This is a genomic window from Microbulbifer maximicatervae (SeqCode), from assembly GCF_052467615.1.
Window position 1 is genome coordinate 378,491 of sequence record NZ_CP174319.1, and the last position, 18,954, is coordinate 397,444.

An 18,954-nucleotide genomic window follows, 5' to 3' on the forward strand; every position below is an offset into this window, starting at 1 on the left:
GATTATAGTAGACGGTCGCGAATTGTAAGTTATATTTTGTTTATTGTGAGAGTGTTGAAAATAGTACTCTCACCTGGAAAGGTCTTTTGAGCGCGAATGAAGTTTGGAATAGCAGCGATTTTTAAGAACGAATATGAGTACATCCTTGAGTGGATCGTGTATCACCAGTTGATCGGTGTTGATACTTTTTATATTGCAGACAATGTCAGTGATGATGGTTCCTCCCAATTGTTGGAGGCTCTGGATAGCTTGGGAGTAGTAAATAGGATTTATTTCCCCAGAGTAGGGGATCATGGTCCACAGATGCCGGCATATAATCTGATCTTAAATCGCTTTGGCGATAAAGTTGATTTGCTCGGCTTTATTGATGCTGATGAATTTATCGTTACTGCGCAGGGCGTTAATTTAAAAAGCTTGCTATCTGATTTTAATCAAATAGAGGATGCCAGTGCACTAGCGCTCAATTGGAGAAATTTCGGCTCATCTGGACATAAGTTCAAGAGTGATGGTTTGGTGATTGAGCGATTTACTCAAGCTTCCAAGCAAGAGCACGAATTTAACCGACATATTAAAACAATTTTGAAGCCATCTTTGGTTGAAAAGATGCATGTCCATGAATGTGTACTTAAAAGCGGACGTTATTATTCTGCTAACTTACAACCTACTGAATTTGAAAATGGTACATCCAGTGAACCCAAGACAACTCGAGTTCTCTATGACGGGTTAAGGGTTAATCATTATGTTGTCAAGTCCAGGCATGAACATGCGATGAAAAAGGAGAAAAAGGGTTCTGGTGCTGGTAGTTCAACTAGGAAAAAAGGTGAAGCTTATTTTAAAGCTCATGATTTAAATGATGAGACTGACGATGCACTTCTCTGTCATGTAGAAAGTGTAAAAAATGGCGTTGCCCGTTTGAAGGAACGCATAACTGCTGAGACTCCATATCTGTGTTATGGAAAAATTTTTGTAGATGTGGGTCCTGACTTGATTACTGGTTGGGCGACAGCAGAATTTGCGGGATCGATAAAAATTCGCTTACTGATTAATGGGGAAGAGCACTTAGTTGAGTTAAATAGAAACCGGCCCGACGTTGTGCGAAAGGGACTTTCACAGAATTTGAAATGCGGGTTTGCGTTTAAGCCTAAAATGGGTTTGTCCAATCGAGACGAGATTGAGGCCTATATTTATGGCACGAACATTGCTGCCAAAGTAAACTTCAGACTGGATGGTAGCCCTTAGTCTAAGGTGTGTATCAGTTGGCTGATACTTACCAGTTTCAGTGTGAGTTGAACTAGCTATTATTTTATTGGCGAATGCATGCGGTGCCGCTAAGAGTGCTGAGTAATAACTGGATTTGTTACGGTGTTAAATATTTTTAAGTCCTTTTTCTATGTTGATTTGGCGCCCAGGCTTAAGCCCGGAATTGCGATTGAGCCCTCTGATTGCACTGAAACAGATTTTTTATGGTGTGCATCTGGACCGGACCCCCAATTCCAAGTACTGGGACGAGCTCCTGGCCCTGGCTGGTATATGGTGGAACTTGGACTGCAGCACAATCAGTCGTCTGCAGATTCTAAACTCTATTTTGACTATGGAGATGGCTTCACCGAGCCGGATAGTATATTTCTTCCAAGTAAATCGGGTCGTGTTAGTAAGCGTCTACTCTACCTTCAACAACGCCCTAAAGCTTTGCGCTTTGATCCTATGGAATCCGAAGGACTATTTACAGTACAACACTTCCAGTTAGTGAAGCTTCTCCCCCAGTTTGCCTACGATCGCCTGGCGCAGCGCTTGGCCAATATGCACTTTAAATTTCGTAGTCAGGGAAAGGCAAAGGTTTTACAACTCATTCGTGGCGAGGCTCGTGAATCAGGTTGCAACTGGCGGGATTTGGCTTTACAGCACTATGCAAGAACTTTTGTTAAACGGAAGCAAACCAGTGATTATTCTGAGTGGATTAGAACTGTAGAGGCAAAAAGAGTTGCTTCTTATCCGGGCTCACTGGATTTAGCTAAAGGCTCTGGTAGACCTTTAATTTCTATTATTCTTCCAACCTATAACACTGATATTGAACTGTTAAGCTCATGTATCAATTCGGTTTTAGCACAAAGTTATAGTCATTGGGAGCTGTGTATTGCTGATGATGCTTCTTGTCAGGCTCAGGTTAAATCCTGCCTGGAGAAATATCAAAAGCTAGACCAGCGTATCAAAGTAATATTTCGAACAGCAAATGGACATATTTCGGCTGCAAGTAATAGTGCCTTGTCGTTGGCCGGTGGTGAATATATAGCGCTTTTAGATCATGATGATACCCTGGCTCCATTCGCGCTACAGCGAGTTGCCCAGTCAATTGTAGAAAATCCGCAGTTACAATTAGTGTATAGCGATGAAGATAAAATTGATGAACAAGGCGTGCGCTTTGATCCTCATTTCAAGCCAGGCTGGAATCCAGATCTCCTACTATCACAAAATTATATTTGCCATTTAACCGTATTGCGCCGTGAGCTGGTTGAGCGTGTAGGTGGATTTCGTGCAGGATTTGAGGGAAGTCAGGACCACGATTTGTTACTGCGTTGTATGCCCTATTTGAATAAGGAAAACGTAGCACATATTCCCGAAGTGCTCTATCACTGGCGGGCTATTAGCGGCTCGACAGCACAAGAGAGTTGCGCGAAAGATTATGCGGCTTCTGCGGGGCTTAGGGCTGTAAGTGACTACTTGGGAAGTGAAGGTCTGAAAGCCAGAGCTCTGCCTGGTGTAGCCCCTAATAGCTATCGGGTGCGATGGGATATTTCTGAGCCGCCCCCCTTGGTAAGCTTGCTCATTCCAACCCGCGATAGCCTGGATATACTGAAGCCCTGTGTGGAGGCTATCCTTACCCGAACATGTTACCCCAATTTTGAATTACTGATTTTAGATAATCAGAGTCGTTGTGAGGCAACTTTACACTTTCTGGATGAAGTGAGGGCTACTGATTCCCGAGTCTCAGTGCATCGCTGGGATCACCCCTTTAACTACTCTGCAATTAATAATTTTGGAGTCAGCCTTGCCAAGGGTGAGATCATCGGACTGATAAATAACGATATTGAGCCAATTAACGATGAATGGCTAACGGAGATGGTCGGCCAGGTTCAGAGGCCTGAAATTGGTTGTGTCGGGGCGAAGCTCTATTACCCAAATGATACCATCCAGCACGGTGGAGTGATTTTGGGAATTGGTGGTGTTGCTGGTCACTCCCATAAGTACTTCAGCCGCCATGAATATGGATACTTTTCGCGCCTGCATCTGGTGCAGAATCTGTCCGCTGTAACTGCAGCATGCCTATTGATACGGAAGTCGGTATTTTTAGAAGTTGCTGGCCTGGATGCGGAGAACCTGGCTGTCGCGTTTAATGATGTTGATCTATGCCTAAAAGTGCGTGAAGCAGGTTATCGCAACTTATGGACACCATACGCAGAGCTGTATCACCATGAGTCGGTATCACGCGGGGCCGATAATACCTTAGCTAAACGCCGGCGGGCACAGCGTGAGGCAGAGTATATGCGGGCTCGCTGGGGAGGCTTACTGGATACTGATCCTGCCTATAATCCGCATCTGACGCTGATTCATGAAGATTTCTCGCTAGCATAGCGATATGTCACGGTATTCTTGGCATTGTTGTAGTTTCATGATAGAGCAAGTGCTTAATCAGGATCCCTGAGATATCTCGCAAGTTGTATTTTAACCTTGAGTCTAAGCCAGCTTTGTTGGAGAAAATGCGCTGGGGGGCATACTCACCTAAGATTTGGCATAATTCGATCTCAGCACAGGTTTGTATATAGAAACGAACACTAGAATCGGTAATCAGAGCGACCTTTCGATCTTATGACTTTCCCCCAATTATTTGTTTCCGGTATCTTCGCCCTGGTTATCGGATGTTTAATTTTTACTCATTTTCGTCCATCCTTGGTGTTTGCTGCGGCAGCTGGTGCTTGTTTCCTGACTGGATTGGTCCCAGCGGAGTCAGCGTTACAGAAAGGAGCAAACCCAGGTTTAGCCACTTTAGTAGCTCTGATGCTCGTGTCGGTGGGGTTGGAGAAGGCCCGCTGGTTGCGGTCGATTTCAGAAGGACTGATTAAGGGCTCCTTAAAGGCAAGTTTGCTGAGGCTTACCACTGCTACTGCATTAAGTTCTGCGTTTCTTAACAATACGGCAGTTGTGGCTGCCTTATCCTCAAGTGTGAAGGGGCAGCGGCGCTTGCCCGCGGCCAAATTACTGATTCCGTTATCTTACGCGGCGATTCTCGGCGGTACTCTGACGCTTATTGGTACCTCCACTAACTTGATTGTTAACAGTTTTGTGCTGGATCGCGGCCTTCCCAGTTTGGAGTTTTTTGCCTTTGTACCGGTGGGCTTGGCCGCAGCTTTAGTAGGCTTGGCGGTACTGCTCTTATGCAATCGTCTTCTGCCGGAAGGGGGAGTAACGGAAGAGCCTGTCACTGAGTATTTGTTGGAGGCGGAAGTGATAGCTGACTCCCCATTGGATGGGAAAAGTGTCGAGCAAAACCGCCTACGTCAATTGGAGACTTTTTATTTAATTGAAATTGTCCGTGGCAGCCAGGTTATTAGCCCAGTGGGTCCCTCCGAAGTTATCCGTTGTGGGGATAAGTTAATTTTTAGTGGTGATGTACGTGACCTTGGTCGCTTACAGGATATTGAAGGGCTGCGTTTATTTGCGTTGGAGGATGAGGATCTGGACCTGAATCTTACAGAAGTAGTGATTACGCCCAGTTCCAGTATTCTTGGCCAATCTTTAAAAGGGTGCAATTTTCGTACTCGGTTTGATGCAGCCGTGGTTGCTATGCGTCGTGGTGGTGAGCGGTTGTCTGGCAAGCTCGGTGAGATTGAGCTTCGCGCTGGGGATGCCCTGCTGTTGGCGGTGGGCCCGGATTTTCGTCATCATCTGAATATTGATAAGAATTTCTATGTGATCAGCGGCACAGAGGTTCGGCGCGACCTCTCTCGACGTAATAACTGGCTTTTGGGGTTGGGCTTTGCTGCCGTTGTGGCCGGTGCGGCACTGGGTGTCTTCTCGCTGCTAAAAGGGCTCGTGGTTCTTCTTGGAGGAATGATTGGTCTGGGAATCGTATCTACTACTGAGTTACAGCGGCGTTTCCCATTCCAGATATGGCTGATTATCACTAGTGCCCTGATTTTGGCTGAGGCTTTCGCGGGTAGTGGTTTGGCAGATTCGTTAGCGCTAGGGCTGCGTAGTTTACTAGCGGACTGGGGGCCATTAGCCGGGTTGGTGGGCATCTTCTTACTGACATTGGCGCTTACAGAATTGATGACCAACAACGCCGCTGCAGCACTGGCTTTCCCACTCGCATGGAGCTTGGCTGAGAGCTTTGGGGTTAGCTGGATGCCCTTTGTGATGGCCGTAGCCTATGGAGCTAGTGCCAGCTTTCTCACCCCATTTGGCTATCAAACTAACCTGATTGTGCAAAACTTGGGAGGATATCATTTACGTGATTTCCTCAGGGCTGGATTACCCCTGACTATTGCTTATTCGATAACAGTTTTGATTTTGATTCCAATCGTGTTTCCGCTCGAGGGGTAGTAATTTGGCACTTGACTCGGTTCCCACAGAAAGCTGTTTAGTCATTGAAGAGGGAGCAAACCCATCAACAGACTATTTTATTCGGCCATATTTGTATGACAGGGGAATCAAATTCCGGTGTATAACTTGGTCCAGCTCTCCGTTTGAACAGGATATTAATGGCAAATCGTTAGTCTTTGTTCGTTACATCCCCCGGAGTTGGAAGTCATTTATAGATAAAAATAGAGGTCGGTTTCATAGAATTTACCTCTTTATCGATGATGACCTATTTGATTGGTATGCGTTCTCCAGCATGCCACTTCGGTATCAAGCAAAAATATTACGGCTTAGTTGGTCTAAACAGAGGTGGTTAAAATCTGTCGGCGCACAACTATTGGTTTCGACATCCTACCTTGAGGAAAAGTACCAAAGCTGGTCACCAGAGTTGCTACAGCCGGCTCCCTTGAGTTGTGAGCAGGAGCAGCCTTTGACCGTGTTTTACCATGGCTCTGCGTCACACCTTGAAGATGTTCTGTGGCTGCGGCCGGTGATAGAAGAAGTCCTCAATCGCAGTCCAATTCTCAATTTTGAGATAATTGGAGATCAGCGTGTCAATCGACTCTTTCGAGGATTGCCACGGGTACAGATACTGCACCCGATGACGTGGCCTACCTATGTGTCGATGCTTCGAGAGCGAGGGCGATCAATTGGTTTGGCACCTTTGCTCGATTTACCGTTTAATCGCGCCAGGTCGCATACAAAGTTTTTTGATATTACCCAGGCTGGTGCCGCAGGTATTTTCGCTCAAGGGGACATATACGGTTCCGTAGTGCGGCACGGGGAAAATGGTCTGTTGCTACCAATGGAACCTTCAGCTTGGGTTGAGGGAATCTTAGACCTTGCTAACGATCATAGTCTTCGGGATGCACTTTCTTTTGAGGCAAGGAAATGCCTGTAATTGGACACTGCTCATTCGGACTTCGGCGTTTATCTAACCTTGAGAACTTCCTGGGAGCTGAATGTCGCTATGTAGCTCTTAAGCCCGATAGATCAATTACCATGATGGCCGGCTGGGGGTTAAAAAAAAGCGCTCTTAAAGCACAGCGCCTCGCCACTCATTTGAGTTTGCCCTATATTTCCATAGAAGATGGTTTTTTACGTTCACTCGGCCTTGGCGTAAATGGTGCTGAACCTCATAGCTTGGTCGTAGACTCGACAGGTATCTATTACGATGCCTCCCGGCCAAGTGACCTGGAAACATTAATTAGAGAAGCTGATTTCTCACTGGATGACCTTGCTCGTGCAGAGAAAGGCTTAAAACTGATACGAGAGAGCCGACTGTCGAAATATAACCAGTCGGCTGATATATCACTGGAAATTTTGCCAGGACAAAAATCTATTTTAGTGGTCGATCAAACATTTGGGGATATTTCCGTTAAAGGAGGGTTGGCTTCTGAGCAGCATTTCTCTCAAATGCTTGAGTCCGCAATTAATGAAAATCCTGATGCTGAAATTCTTGTAAAGATTCATCCCGATGTTGTCGCAGGAAAAAAGCGTGGCTATCTAAAGGAACTGGCTGAACTGAGGGGGTGTAGGATTATCTCTGAAGATATCTCTCCCTGGTCAATCCTGGATGGAGTTGAAAAGGTCTATGTGGTCAGCAGCCAGCTGGGTTTCGAGGCGCTGGTCGCCGGTAAGGAGGTCCACTGCTTTGGAGTGCCTTTTTACGCGGGCTGGGGGTTAACTCGGGATAGAGGAAAGTGTGGTCGCCGCAGTGTGAAGCGAACGTTGCTTCAGGTTTTTTGCGCTGCGTACCTCAAATACTCCCGGTATATTAATCCGTATACTGGCAATCGATGTAACTTTGAAGACACTGTGGCATTAATTGCTGAACAACGCAGGCAGTGGAATCGCTTTGATGGCGACTGGGTTGGAGTAGGATTTTCTCACTGGAAAAGGAGTTTTATTCCAGGCTTTATCGGTGGAAAGGGAAGGATTAAATTTTCTTCTGCAAAGGTACCAGATGCAAGGGCAGGAACCAATGTTCTGATATGGGCAAGTCGGATTACAGATGGTTTGCTTGATGAGGCTAAGAAATCTGATTTAAATGTCTGGAGGGTTGAAGACGGTTTCTTGCGTTCCGTTGGTTTGGGTGCCGATCTGGTCGTTCCGAATTCACTGGTTCTAGATAGTCGTGGTATTTACTTTGACGCCAGGCAGCCCAGCGATTTGGAGATGCTGTTAAATACCTGTAGTTTTCCTGATCCTCTTCTAGATAGAGCTAGAAGGTTACGAGAAAAATTGATCGATAAGGGGATTAGCAAATACAACGTTGTAGAAGATAAACCTACAGTTGATTTTGGTTTTTCCTCTGGTAAAAAAATTATTTTAGTTCCCGGGCAGGTAGAAAGTGATGCCTCGATAGCTAATGGTTCCCCAATAATAAAAAGCAATCTGGCACTTCTTGAGCGCGTCAGGCTCAATAACCCCGATTCTCATATTATTTATAAGCCGCACCCTGACGTAGTTTGCGGTGCTCGTCTAGGTACTTTGCAGGGGAGTTCTGATTCCCTTTATGACACTTTGCTTGAACAGGGTGATATAGTTTCTGCTATTAAAGTCGCTGATGAAATTCACACCATGAGCTCCCTGAGTGGTTTTGAGGCACTACTGAGAGGCAAGCAAGTGGTCACTTATGGGTTACCCTTTTATGCTGGTTGGGGACTCACAAGGGATACGCTTGTCGAAGATAGAGAAATCCCCACGGGTGAGTTAAGGGATTTTACATCGAGAAGGCAGCGCAATTTAACTTTAAACCAGATGATTGCCGCTACTTTGCTGTTATACCCGGTCTATGTGGATCCCAAAACGACAGAATTTATCAATGCAGAAACTACCATTGAACTACTTGAAAAGGCACGTTCTTTGGAAAACAAAAAAGGAGTTTGTTTTAAACTCTTTTCCTTATACCGAAGAATCTTTATGAGATATTGAAAGCTGTACCCGAAATCCAGTATAAGGCTATCTATTCTATTTCTTTTGATAGATTGGTTTAAATTTTTAGATCTCAGGGAATATAGTTTCAAACTTCTACTTAACAAACTTTTATATTTTTCCCTTCTACGCTAAGTGTTCGGGAGCTGGTTTCCAAGGCTTTCTGGCTGCAAGCCATTCTTACTCTATTACGCCCGATTACACTTTGGTGATTATAGTACTAGTTGTACTGACACCTATTTTTTCCTGGTATAAGATGTGGGATTAAATGGAGTTGGAATTTATTCGGCTTGCTACAGGGGTATCTTTCTCTCGCGTGTCGCCAGATGTTAATTTCTTGGCGTGCTGAGTGGTTGTGTTTTTATATGAATTGACTTTATGGTTTGTACCAAATACAAATTGTGTGTTGGCATTTTTACGCTATACAGTTTGATTGATGGGAAGATCCTTGAAGTAAGAAACCACAGTAGGGCAGTTTTTGCTGCCAAATTTACAGAAGTTTCTGCCCTGTTAGTAGCGGCTCTAATATCCAAGTTCTATGTTGTTAGATGGCTCGCATAGATGTAAAAAGCAGTTCATTATAATAACTGTGAAGTTTGCCTAATTTCACAGTCATTTCTTTTTTATTCATCGCCTCGTTTCAACGTATCCAGTGACCTTAGTTCAAGGAAAAGCCAATACATGTCTGAGGCAGTATTTTTACAAGGACCTCATGGACCATTCTTTGCCCAATTGGCAAGGCGCCTGTCACAGAGCGGAGTCATTACTCATAAGATCAACTTTAATGGCGGGGATCGCTACTTCGCTTGGGCTGATTTTCAGGTGGATTTCACCGGGGGAGAAAGTGATTGGAGTGCCTTCTTCTCAGATTATCTATCTAAAAATAATGTAGATACTGTTTTTTGCTATGGGGACTGCCGCCGCCTGCATACCATTGCAAAATCCATCTGCGAGTCCAAGGGTATCGCTTTTGGTGTATTTGAAGAGGGATATTTGCGCCCGGATTTTATCACTCTTGAATTTGGCGGGGTTAACGCTCATTCGCGTACGGACTGGTCTCGAGAAGCAATTAATAGTTATCGAGCCAGGGAGCGAAAGCAGGTTAAGCCTGTCGGGCAAACTTTTTTTAGGCGAGCGCGTTTTGCAATTGCCTATTATCTTGCGATGCGGGCTTCTCAATCGGAATTTCCCCACTATCGGCACCACCGTAGTCTCAGTTGGCTAGGTGAAGGCGTTTGCTGGATCAAGAGTTTCTATCGAAAAGGCCTCTATAAACTGATGGAGCGCGGACTTACGGCCCGTTTGACGGGTGAGCTCAGCGGCCGGTACTTTCTTTTTCCACTTCAAACCCGCGATGATTTTCAACTGCGAAAGCACTCTGATCTGGTTTCTATCGAAAATGCGATAGAGGTGGTGTTGCAGTCGTTTGCACAAAATGCTCCAAAGGGTTCGATGATGGTAATAAAGCACCACCCTATGGATCGAGGGTTTTGTCACTATCAAAAGCTGATACAGGAGCTGGAAACTCGCTACCAAATTACTGGCAGGGTTATCTACTGTCATGACCTGCACCTGCCGACTTTGCTCGATCACACCCTAGGGGTTGTAACAATCAACAGTACAGTGGGGATATCTGCACTCTTCCACGAGGTGCCAACTCAAGTACTTGGAAGATCACTGTACGACTTACCGGGGCTGACTCATCAAGGGGGGCTCTCCAGCTTTTGGAGTCAATCCGACCCGGTAGACACGGAGTTCTTCCAGCGATTTCGGGCCTATCTCTATGATAAGACCCAAGTGGATGGCAGCTTCTCCCGCCATATTACCGCTACAATCGATGGAGTTTGCAGGCGCTTGACGGAGGCCCGTGCAAGGGAGCTAAGGCAGCAGCCTGAAACTGAGGTGGATATGGTCTAAGGAGCGCTGTACTCTTTTTACCTCTAGATCAATGACGCTTTTCTTTTTATCTACCCAATATTGATATCCTATCTGTCGGGGCAGATACATGCCAATCAACTTGCCTAAAAAACAGGCTGATCTGGATCGTCTAACCTGTTAGACTGCGCGGCCTTTTACCCACCGCTCCGGTCCCGCGATAGGGACTTTGGCTTCAAGTGAATTCCGAAATGACCGATACCCCTAAAGCGGCCGGCTTCGACCAGTTGGGTCTGCCGTCTGAAATTCTCAGCGCCATCGAAAAGCTCGGCTATGAGACTCCCTCCCCGATCCAGGCACAAACTATTCCGTCCCTGCTGGAGGGGCGGGATGTGCTAGGCCAGGCCCAGACCGGCACTGGCAAGACCGCAGCTTTTGCGCTGCCGCTACTCTCCCAGCTGGACCTGAAGGATCGTCGCCCTCAGGCACTGGTGCTGGCACCGACCCGCGAACTGGCTATTCAGGTGGCTGAAGCCTGTCAGTCTTACGCATCCAAGTTGAAAGGTTTCCACGTTGCGCCTATCTACGGTGGCGCTGACTACCGCGGCCAGATACAGCAGTTGAAGCGTGGCGTTCAGTTGGTGGTAGGTACTCCCGGACGGGTGATGGACCATATGCGTCGTGGTTCCCTGGATCTGTCCAATCTACGCACCCTGGTGCTGGATGAAGCGGATGAAATGCTGCGCATGGGCTTTATCGATGATGTGCAGTGGGTATTGGAGCAGATTCCTGAAGAGCGCCAGATTGCGCTGTTCTCCGCCACTATGCCAAAAGAGATTGCCCGCATCGCCCGCGAGCATCTGGATGAGCCGGTTGAAGTAAAAATCCGTGTTAAGACTGAGACTGCGGAAACCATTCGCCAGCGCTATTGGCCGGTTGGTGGTCTGCACAAACTGGATGCACTGACCCGTATTCTTGAAGCGGAGCCGGTGGACGCCACGATTATCTTCGTGCGGACCAAAAACAGCACCGTGGAACTGGCAGATAAGCTGGCCGCCAGAGGGTTCGCCAGTGCCGCCCTGAACGGTGATATGGCGCAGAACCTGCGTGAAGCCGTGATTGACAAGCTGAAAAACGGCAAGCTCGATATTGTTGTAGCCACCGATGTTGCGGCTCGTGGACTGGACGTAAAGCGTATCAGCCACGTGATTAACTACGATATCCCCTACGATACCGAAGCTTATATTCACCGTATCGGTCGTACCGGCCGCGCTGGTCGCGAAGGCGATGCGATCCTGTTTGTGGCGCCCCGCGAGCGCCGTATGTTGCGTGTCATCGAGAAAGCGACCAAGAAGCCGATCGAAAAACTGGATTTGCCCAGCGCAGATGCAGTTAACAGCGCCCGTATGCAGCGCTTCCGCGAGCGCATTACCGCGACCCTGGAAGGCCAAACTGATCTGGCGCCCTATCGTCAGCTGGTTGAGGAATTCCTGGCGCAGAATGAGGTTGACCCTCTGGATGTTGCTGCCGCGCTGGCTGCAATGGCCCAGGGTGACCAGCCCCTGCTGATTCAAGAGAAAGAGCAGAGGCCGCGCAAAGAGCGTCGCGAGCGCGATGATGACTTTGACGGTGGTCGCCGCCGCAAGAAGGAAAGCTTCGAGAAAGATCGCAAGCTGCCGCCGCCCGATGAGGGGCTGGAGCGCTTCCGTATCGAGATCGGCCGCGAGCAGGGCGTGCGCCCCGGCAGCATTGTTGGCGCTATTGCCAATGAGGTGGATCTGGACAGCTCCTATATCGGCCGTATCGAAATCTACAACGATTTCACCACGGTAGATCTGCCCCAGGGAATGCCGAAAGAGGTGTTCCAACACCTGAAGAAGGTGCGTGTTTCCGGTAAACCGATGAAAATCACCCGCTTCGATGAAGCGGCGGTGAAATCGAAAGGGAAGCCCAAGGGTAAGCCTAAGTTCAAGCCCAAAGGTAAGCCCAAAGCCAAGCGCGGCAATAACGACGAGTAAGTCGTACCTGTTTAGCAGGTTTATTCCGGGAGAGCGCAGGCCTGCGCTCTCCCATTCAGTTTCCTTTCTTCTATTTCTTCCCTGACTTGAATTAGCGCTGTGGCAGCATACGGGTGAGTGTGTTATCGCGGGCAATAAAGTGGTGCCACAGGGCGGCGGCGATATGCAGTCCAACCAGTACGAGCAGGGCGGGCCACATTACATCTTTGTGCAGGAAAGCGATTTGCTTGCCCAGATCCGGGTTTTTGGCGAACAGGTTGGGAACGGCAAACAGGCCAAAAAACTCGGTATCGCGCCCAAACAGTTGGCGCATCACGATGCCTGATACCGGCATAGCCAGAATCAACAGGTAGAGTCCACCATGGGTCAGGCTGGACAGTGCCTTCTGCCACTTCTTGCCTTCAATCTGTGGGCGCTTGTGACGTGCACGCCAGTAGAGGCGAAGGGCCAGAAGCATCAGGACACCGACTCCCAGCGAGAAGTGCAGCTGCATAAACCAGCCGCGCATGGGGTCGCCGCGCTCGTAAAACTCATGCAGTTCAACCGCTCCCCACACAGAGAGCAGCAGGATTACAAAAAGCCAGTGCAGTCCTTTACTCACTGAGTTCCAACGTTCAACCGGGTTTGACATAGAGGGTCTCCTACAAAGTCCAGGCATTTGGCCGGGTACAGGCCACTGCCGTATAGTTATTTGTGTGATTTTACCGGCCTCTCCGGCCAGACCAAACCATTGATTTGTTTGATCTGAAAATATTCAGTTTGTTTGATAATTGTGCTGAGGTTGAGTAAGTCATTATTTCCGCAAAGGCTTAAGCCGCCCAGTTAACTTTTGTAAGTGGTTAGGCAGGTTCTGGCCGCTCTCACACCTTGTAGATTGGCAAAGCTGGTATCCCGTGCGGTTTTGAGGAAGTCTGTGAGATAAGGTTGCTCGAGCATATCTTCCCGCACTGCCGCGTAGAGAGTGCTCCAAAGGCCCTCTTTACCCAGCTGGAATTGGGAAACAAACCCCTTTTGCAGGTACTCGTGTAGCGCCCAATTGGGCAGGGCGCAAACCCCTCGGCCGCTGGCTACTAACTGAACCATCATCACGGTGAGTTCTGCGGTTCGAACTTCTGCGGGTTCAATTCCAGCGGGGTCGAGGAAGTGCTGGAAGATATCCAGCCGCTCGCGCTCAACCGGATAGGTAATCTGGACTTCACCAGCCAATTCCTGCGGTTCTACCCAACGCCGTTTGCTCTCCTGCGCTAGAGGGTGTTTGCGACTTATGGCAAGGCACATTTCAAAGCTGAATAGCGGCTCGTAGTGCAGTCCTTTGAGATCGGGGTCTGGATTAGAAGTGACAACCAGGTCCAGATCGCCGCGCACCAGTGCGGGTAGGGGAGCGAAGTGGAAGCCGCTGCACAGGTCCAGTTCCACTTCTGGCCAGCTGTCCCGGAAGGTATTCAGTGCGGGCATCAGCCACTGGTAGCAGCTGTGGCACTCGATAGCGATATTGAGCCTGCCCGCTTGCCCAGATGCCAGTCGAGACAGGTCCCGTTGTGCTATAGCTACCTGGGGCAGTATGTCGTCCGCCAATTGCAGCAGTCTCAGACCGGCACTGGTAAATCGCAGAGGCCGGGATTTACGTATAAACAGTTCTTGGCCGAGCCGGTCCTCCATTTCGCGAAATAAGTGCGAAAGAGCCGACTGGGTCAGGTGAAGGCGCTCTGCTGCGCGTACCAGGCTGCCTGTCTCACGCAAAACACTCAGCGCACGCAAATGGCGCAATTCAATCATCATTAAAATTATTCATGTTATTTGCAAAAAATATGAAATTGATTGAACAGCACTGTGCGCACACAATCAAGTCAGGACTCTCGCTAATGCGACCGTTACCGAGATCGCAGCTGCGGGGTATTTTTCAATGGGGCAACTTTGATCCCCTCACAGGAAAGAGCTTGGGAAGGCGGCCATGGTGCAAACACATATCCTCGGCTATCCGCGTATCGGAGCCAATCGCGAACTGAAGAAAGCGCAAGAAGCCTATTGGCGCGGTGATATGCCCCAGCAGCAGTTGCTGCAAGTGGGCACAGAGATACGCCGTGGTAACTGGCAGGCCCAAAGTGAGGCCGGTTTGAGCCGTGTAGCTGTGGGGGATTTCGCCTGGTACGACCAGGTTCTGAATCACTCCCTGATGTTTGGTGTGGTCGGTCAGCGCTTTAAAGAAGGAGCGGCAGATAACAAGCTGGACCAGTATTTCCGCTTGGCCCGTGGTCGCGCTCCATCGGGACAGCCGGTAGCGGCCAGTGCCATGACCAAGTGGTTTGATACCAACTATCACTACTTGGTCCCTGAACTCTCCAATGATCAGGCCTTCTCCCTGGATAGTGAGTGGTTACTTGACGAGGTGCGGGAAGCCCAATCCCTGGGCTACAAAGCCAAGCCGGTGGTTATCGGACCACTCACTTACCTGTGGCTGGGGCGAGGTGTGGATAGCCCTCTGGATTTAGTGCCAAAACTCCTGCCTTGCTATGCCGAGTTGCTGTCTCAGCTCGCTGACCTCGGAGTTGAATGGGTGCAGTTGGAGGAACCCATACTAGGCCTGGATCTGCCGGATGAATGGCGTGGGGCTTTTGATAGCACCTACCAGCAGATTGCGGTAGTAGCCCCGGGGGTGAATACACTGCTGGCTACCTATTTCTCACCTTTGCGCGAGAATCTGGAGCTGGTATTTTCCCTCCCTGTGTCCGGGGTACATATTGACTGTGTACGCGCACCTGAAGAACTTGAAGCTGCGGCCCAGCTGGCAGGTAAGAACAAGGTTCTGTCTGCGGGTGTGATTAATGGGCGAAATGTGTGGCGAGCAGACCTCAATCGTTGGCAGGGCACTTTGCAGCCTTTGGCGAAGCAGTTGGGAGATCGCCTATGGCTATCAGCCAGTTGCTCCCTGCTCCATAGCCCTGTGGATCTGGAAACGGAGGTCAAGCTGCCCAGTGAGCAAAAACAGAAGCTCGCTTACAGCCGCCAGAAACTTCAGGAGTTGGCTCAATTACAGCAGCTGCTCAATGAGGACACAGAGATCCCTGTCTCAGGCGGAGAGAGTGGTGTAGCCGAGGGCTCCATTGCTGATCAATTACGGGATACCTGGCGTCAACAGTGCTTTCAGGATCGCTCTTTAGTACAGGCCAAGCGTTGGCAATTGCCACTGCTACCAACCACCACAATAGGCTCATTCCCACAGACGGATCTTTTGCGCGGTGTGCGCCGCAAGTACCGCAATAGCGAAATTTCTGAAGCGGATTATTTAGAACATCTACGCGCTGAAATTGCCGAAGCTATCCGTCGTCAGGAAATACTCGGTCTGGATGTACTGGTGCATGGTGAGGCTGAGCGCAACGATATGGTGGAATATTTCGGGGAGCAACTGGATGGTTTTGTACACACCGGTAATGGCTGGGTGCAAAGTTATGGCTCTCGCTGTGTGAAACCCCCGATTATTTTTGATGATATTTCCCGACTTAACGCTATGACAGTAGAGTGGAGCAGCTATGCCCAGAGCCTTACTAATAAGCCGGTAAAAGGTATGCTTACCGGCCCGGTGACAATTCTCAACTGGTCCTTCCCGAGGGAAGATATTCACCGCAGTGAGAGCTGTCTGCAAATTGCCAAGGCATTGCGGGAAGAAGTGTTGGATCTTGAGGCGGCCGGTATCGGGATCATCCAGATTGATGAACCGGCTTTGCGTGAGGGAGTTCCCCTTCGAGAGTCTGAGCACCAGTATTATTTTGCCTGGGCGGTAGGGTGTTTCCGCTACACCTGTAGCGAAGTAAAAGCGGAAACCCAGATCCACACTCATATGTGTTACAGCAATTTCAATGCAATTATGGATGCCATTGTTTCCCTTGATGCGGATGTAATTACTATTGAATCAGCTCGCTCCGATTTGCGCCTACTCAGCGCGTTTGCCGACAAGGCCGGTGGTTACCCCAATGAAATTGGACCTGGCATTTACGATATTCACTCACCCAATGTGCCGGAAAGGGGGGAGCTGGTTGAGCGACTTAAGAAAATTGCACAGGTGGTGCCGGTTGAGCGACTTTGGGTAAACCCAGACTGCGGCCTTAAAACCCGTAACTGGGCTGAGGTCGGGTCATCCCTACTGAATATGGTAGAGGCTGCACGCACTGTGCGTACAGAACTGGCCTAGCCAATTTATAAATAAAAAACCGGCAATCATTTGGATTGCCGGTTTTTTTTCTGTTTTTTTCGCTTCTGTTTTTTTAACTTACTCGGACTTGGTGGCTACTGTAGTAGTATTATTTAATTCAAATGGCACTGAAGGGTGGAAAGGTTTAATACCCAAGGCAGTGTAAAGTTCATCCGGGCGATACATATTTTGTCCCTCGAGCACCAGTGCAGTGCGACGCAGCGCGGTAATATCCTCAAGGGGATTTCCCTCCAGTAAAACCAGGTCTGCATTTTTTCCCACTGCAATACTGCCAGTGTACTCGTCGGCCCCCATAACCTGCGCCGGTACCAGTGTAGCCGTGCGCAGTACATCAATATTGGGAATACCTGCTTTGGCATAGAGTTCGAGTTCGCGTAACAGGGTAAATCCGGGGATGCCATCGGAGCCCGCGACCATAGTGACCTTGTGCTCGTGTAGCTTGAGCATCATGGCCAGCAGGGCTTCCGCTGAAAGGTCGTAGTCATCCCGGTGTTCCGGCTTCACATCCAGTTCGGCCCCAACAAAGGCGCGCTGGATATTGACTGGAAGGTGGTCGGTAATATCGGCAAATTCAGGATCTACTTTGCCCGGCTGGCGCAGTAACATCGAACTGAATACGGTGGTGGTTGCGTCTACGACAGTGCCTTTCTTGGCTAGCTTATCCAGGAAAGCAGCCACTTCTTTGCTATCCAGATCCAGCTCGTGGGCGTGCTCTCCGATTTCTGTAAAGCGCAGTCTTTTACGGGTATCTATCTTGCCCATAAAATTCAGAAACAGCATATTGATATGCTGAATTTCATCAAAGCCCGCGTCCACTGCCTCTTCGGCGGTCATAAATGCAGGAATATGACCGGACAAACGCATACCATTTTCGTGGATATGCTTGGCTAACGGAGCGATCCACTCGGGCTCCATCGAGCTGTAAGTTTTAATTTGCTGATAGCCGCGATCGGCATACCACTCGACAATATCCTTGGCTTCTTCCAGGCTGTCCGCAGTCTTGCCCATTCGCATGGCATTTTCGCTTTCCCGGTCCATAAAGCCCGCACGGAAAAGGTCGCCGCCAATGATTTGCTCTGACTCAAACATGCCTTCAATACGCATGATACTTTCATGGGTATTACCGATGTCGCGAACATTGACAATGCCAGCGGCCATATTCAGAACACCATCGGTAGGGGATAAGTGGGCGTGCATATCCCAGAGGCCGGGGATCAACGTATGGTTACGGGCATCAATGGTGGTTGCCCCGTTGGCTTTGATCGGTTTTTTACTGATTTTTGCGATCTTTCCATCTTTGATCAGCACATGCTGCTTTTTCTGCAGTTTGCCAGATTCAACATCAACCAGGTTGACGTTGCTGATCAGGATGGGTTGGGTTGATGTGTGGGTATGTTTCTTGGCAATACTTTGCAGGTACTGGTCTGCGGCTGCGACTTGCCGGGTTTTCAGTTCTTCGAGGTGAGATTTATCCCAGCCTTTGCGCAGGATGGCGAACCATCCCCCCTCATCGGAGGCAAATAAATCCCCATTGTCATCATACCAGGCGAGATCTGGGGTAAAGCCCAGGCCGCTTACGCCGTAAAGGTGGACCGTTTTCTTTTTCTCGCCTTGTTGCAGGGTCACTTTATCAAGCTTATGGAGGCGTGCTTTTCCTTGCGGCAGTAAATCAATATTTTGATCTGCATCGGCAATCAGTGCTTTTACCAATTGCGTCTGTACGGCAAGGGTACTGTTCTTGGGAATATAAAATTGGGCTTCGGAAGTTTTTGCACTGCCATGTTCATCGGAACCTTTCCAGCGAGAGACACCATTTTCCTGGGAAAATTCTTCGCTGACTGGAGCACCAAATGGGCTGATCCCTTCAATGGATAATTTCTCGGGCATTGCCGCCTCACCGATAGTGAAGCTCTCCTTGAGGTTTAGGCGACGGTTATTCCAGCCGAGCTTTAATTCACCAGATACCTTTGTTCCATCCTGATGAATAACTTCAGAGCCAGCAATGCCCTCTTTATCGTAAAAAATATACTCGATTGATTTTGCATAAGCGCTATTGGCTGCGGCTAGTACTGTGGCTGCGATAAGCGTTGCCAGTGTTTTTTTTCTCATGAACAGTCCCTTTTCTTGTTGTAATACCGGTGATGGACTTTGGCTTCTTTTCGGTGAGGGGGCAAGCAGCTTAGGGGCGCAAGCGGCGAGAGGAAAAGCGGGAGCGGTAGGGCGTTCTTTAATGTTTTAACTTTCGGAGTAAGGTAAAGGTATTGCGAGAGCGCTTACTTGTAA

Annotated in this window: 11 protein-coding genes; 8 read left to right on the plus strand and 3 right to left on the minus strand. The window is 48.8% G+C overall.

Features of this window, described 5'->3' with window-relative positions; genetic code table 11:
* Positions 1–96 precede the first annotated feature (96 nt).
* From ACJJIM_RS01715 to ACJJIM_RS01745, 7 genes are all read left to right on the plus strand, one after another.
* Complete coding sequence (locus ACJJIM_RS01715) at positions 97–1,239, plus strand: glycosyltransferase family 92 protein (RefSeq protein WP_444912187.1); 1,143 nt, start codon at positions 97–99, stop codon at positions 1,237–1,239.
* Positions 1,240–1,362: 123 nt separating this feature from the next.
* Entirely contained in the window at positions 1,363–3,630 is a 2,268-nt protein-coding gene (locus ACJJIM_RS01720; RefSeq protein ID WP_444912188.1) for a glycosyltransferase family 2 protein, read from the plus strand.
* Positions 3,631–3,864: 234 nt separating this feature from the next.
* Positions 3,865–5,598 (plus strand): SLC13 family permease, encoded by a 1,734-nt coding sequence (locus ACJJIM_RS01725; RefSeq protein WP_413664526.1) that lies wholly within the window; start codon positions 3,865–3,867, stop codon positions 5,596–5,598.
* Between the two features lie 466 nt (positions 5,599–6,064).
* The gene (locus tag ACJJIM_RS01730) at positions 6,065–6,535 is read left to right on the plus strand and encodes a hypothetical protein (RefSeq protein ID WP_413664527.1); all 471 of its coding nucleotides are present in this window, start codon (positions 6,065–6,067) and stop codon (positions 6,533–6,535) included.
* Positions 6,526–8,571 (plus strand): capsular polysaccharide biosynthesis protein, encoded by a 2,046-nt coding sequence (locus tag ACJJIM_RS01735; protein WP_444912189.1) that lies wholly within the window; start codon positions 6,526–6,528, stop codon positions 8,569–8,571. The genes ACJJIM_RS01730 and ACJJIM_RS01735 overlap by 10 nt, the downstream gene beginning before the upstream one ends.
* A 681-nt stretch (positions 8,572–9,252) precedes the next feature.
* Entirely contained in the window at positions 9,253–10,488 is a 1,236-nt protein-coding gene (locus ACJJIM_RS01740; protein WP_413664529.1) for a capsule biosynthesis protein, read from the plus strand.
* Between the two features lie 209 nt (positions 10,489–10,697).
* A complete protein-coding gene (locus ACJJIM_RS01745; protein ID WP_282934580.1) occupies positions 10,698–12,464 on the plus strand; it encodes a DEAD/DEAH box helicase in 1,767 nt (588 codons plus the stop codon).
* 91 nt (positions 12,465–12,555) lie between these two features.
* Here the strand turns inward: ACJJIM_RS01745 and ACJJIM_RS01750 are convergent, their stop codons facing one another.
* Both ACJJIM_RS01750 and ACJJIM_RS01755 read right to left on the minus strand, forming a co-directional pair.
* Complete coding sequence (locus ACJJIM_RS01750) at positions 12,556–13,095, minus strand: cytochrome b (RefSeq protein ID WP_413664530.1); 540 nt, start codon at positions 13,093–13,095, stop codon at positions 12,556–12,558.
* 191 nt (positions 13,096–13,286) lie between these two features.
* The gene (locus tag ACJJIM_RS01755) at positions 13,287–14,243 is read right to left on the minus strand and encodes a LysR substrate-binding domain-containing protein (RefSeq protein ID WP_444912190.1); all 957 of its coding nucleotides are present in this window, start codon (positions 14,241–14,243) and stop codon (positions 13,287–13,289) included.
* 172 nt (positions 14,244–14,415) lie between these two features.
* Between ACJJIM_RS01755 and metE the strand changes: the two genes are divergently transcribed.
* Entirely contained in the window at positions 14,416–16,650 is a 2,235-nt protein-coding gene (gene metE, locus ACJJIM_RS01760; protein ID WP_413664531.1) for a 5-methyltetrahydropteroyltriglutamate--homocysteine S-methyltransferase, read from the plus strand.
* A gap of 78 nt (positions 16,651–16,728) precedes the next feature.
* Here the strand turns inward: metE and ACJJIM_RS01765 are convergent, their stop codons facing one another.
* The gene (locus tag ACJJIM_RS01765) at positions 16,729–18,780 is read right to left on the minus strand and encodes an amidohydrolase family protein (protein ID WP_444912191.1); all 2,052 of its coding nucleotides are present in this window, start codon (positions 18,778–18,780) and stop codon (positions 16,729–16,731) included.
* Positions 18,781–18,954 lie beyond the last annotated feature (174 nt).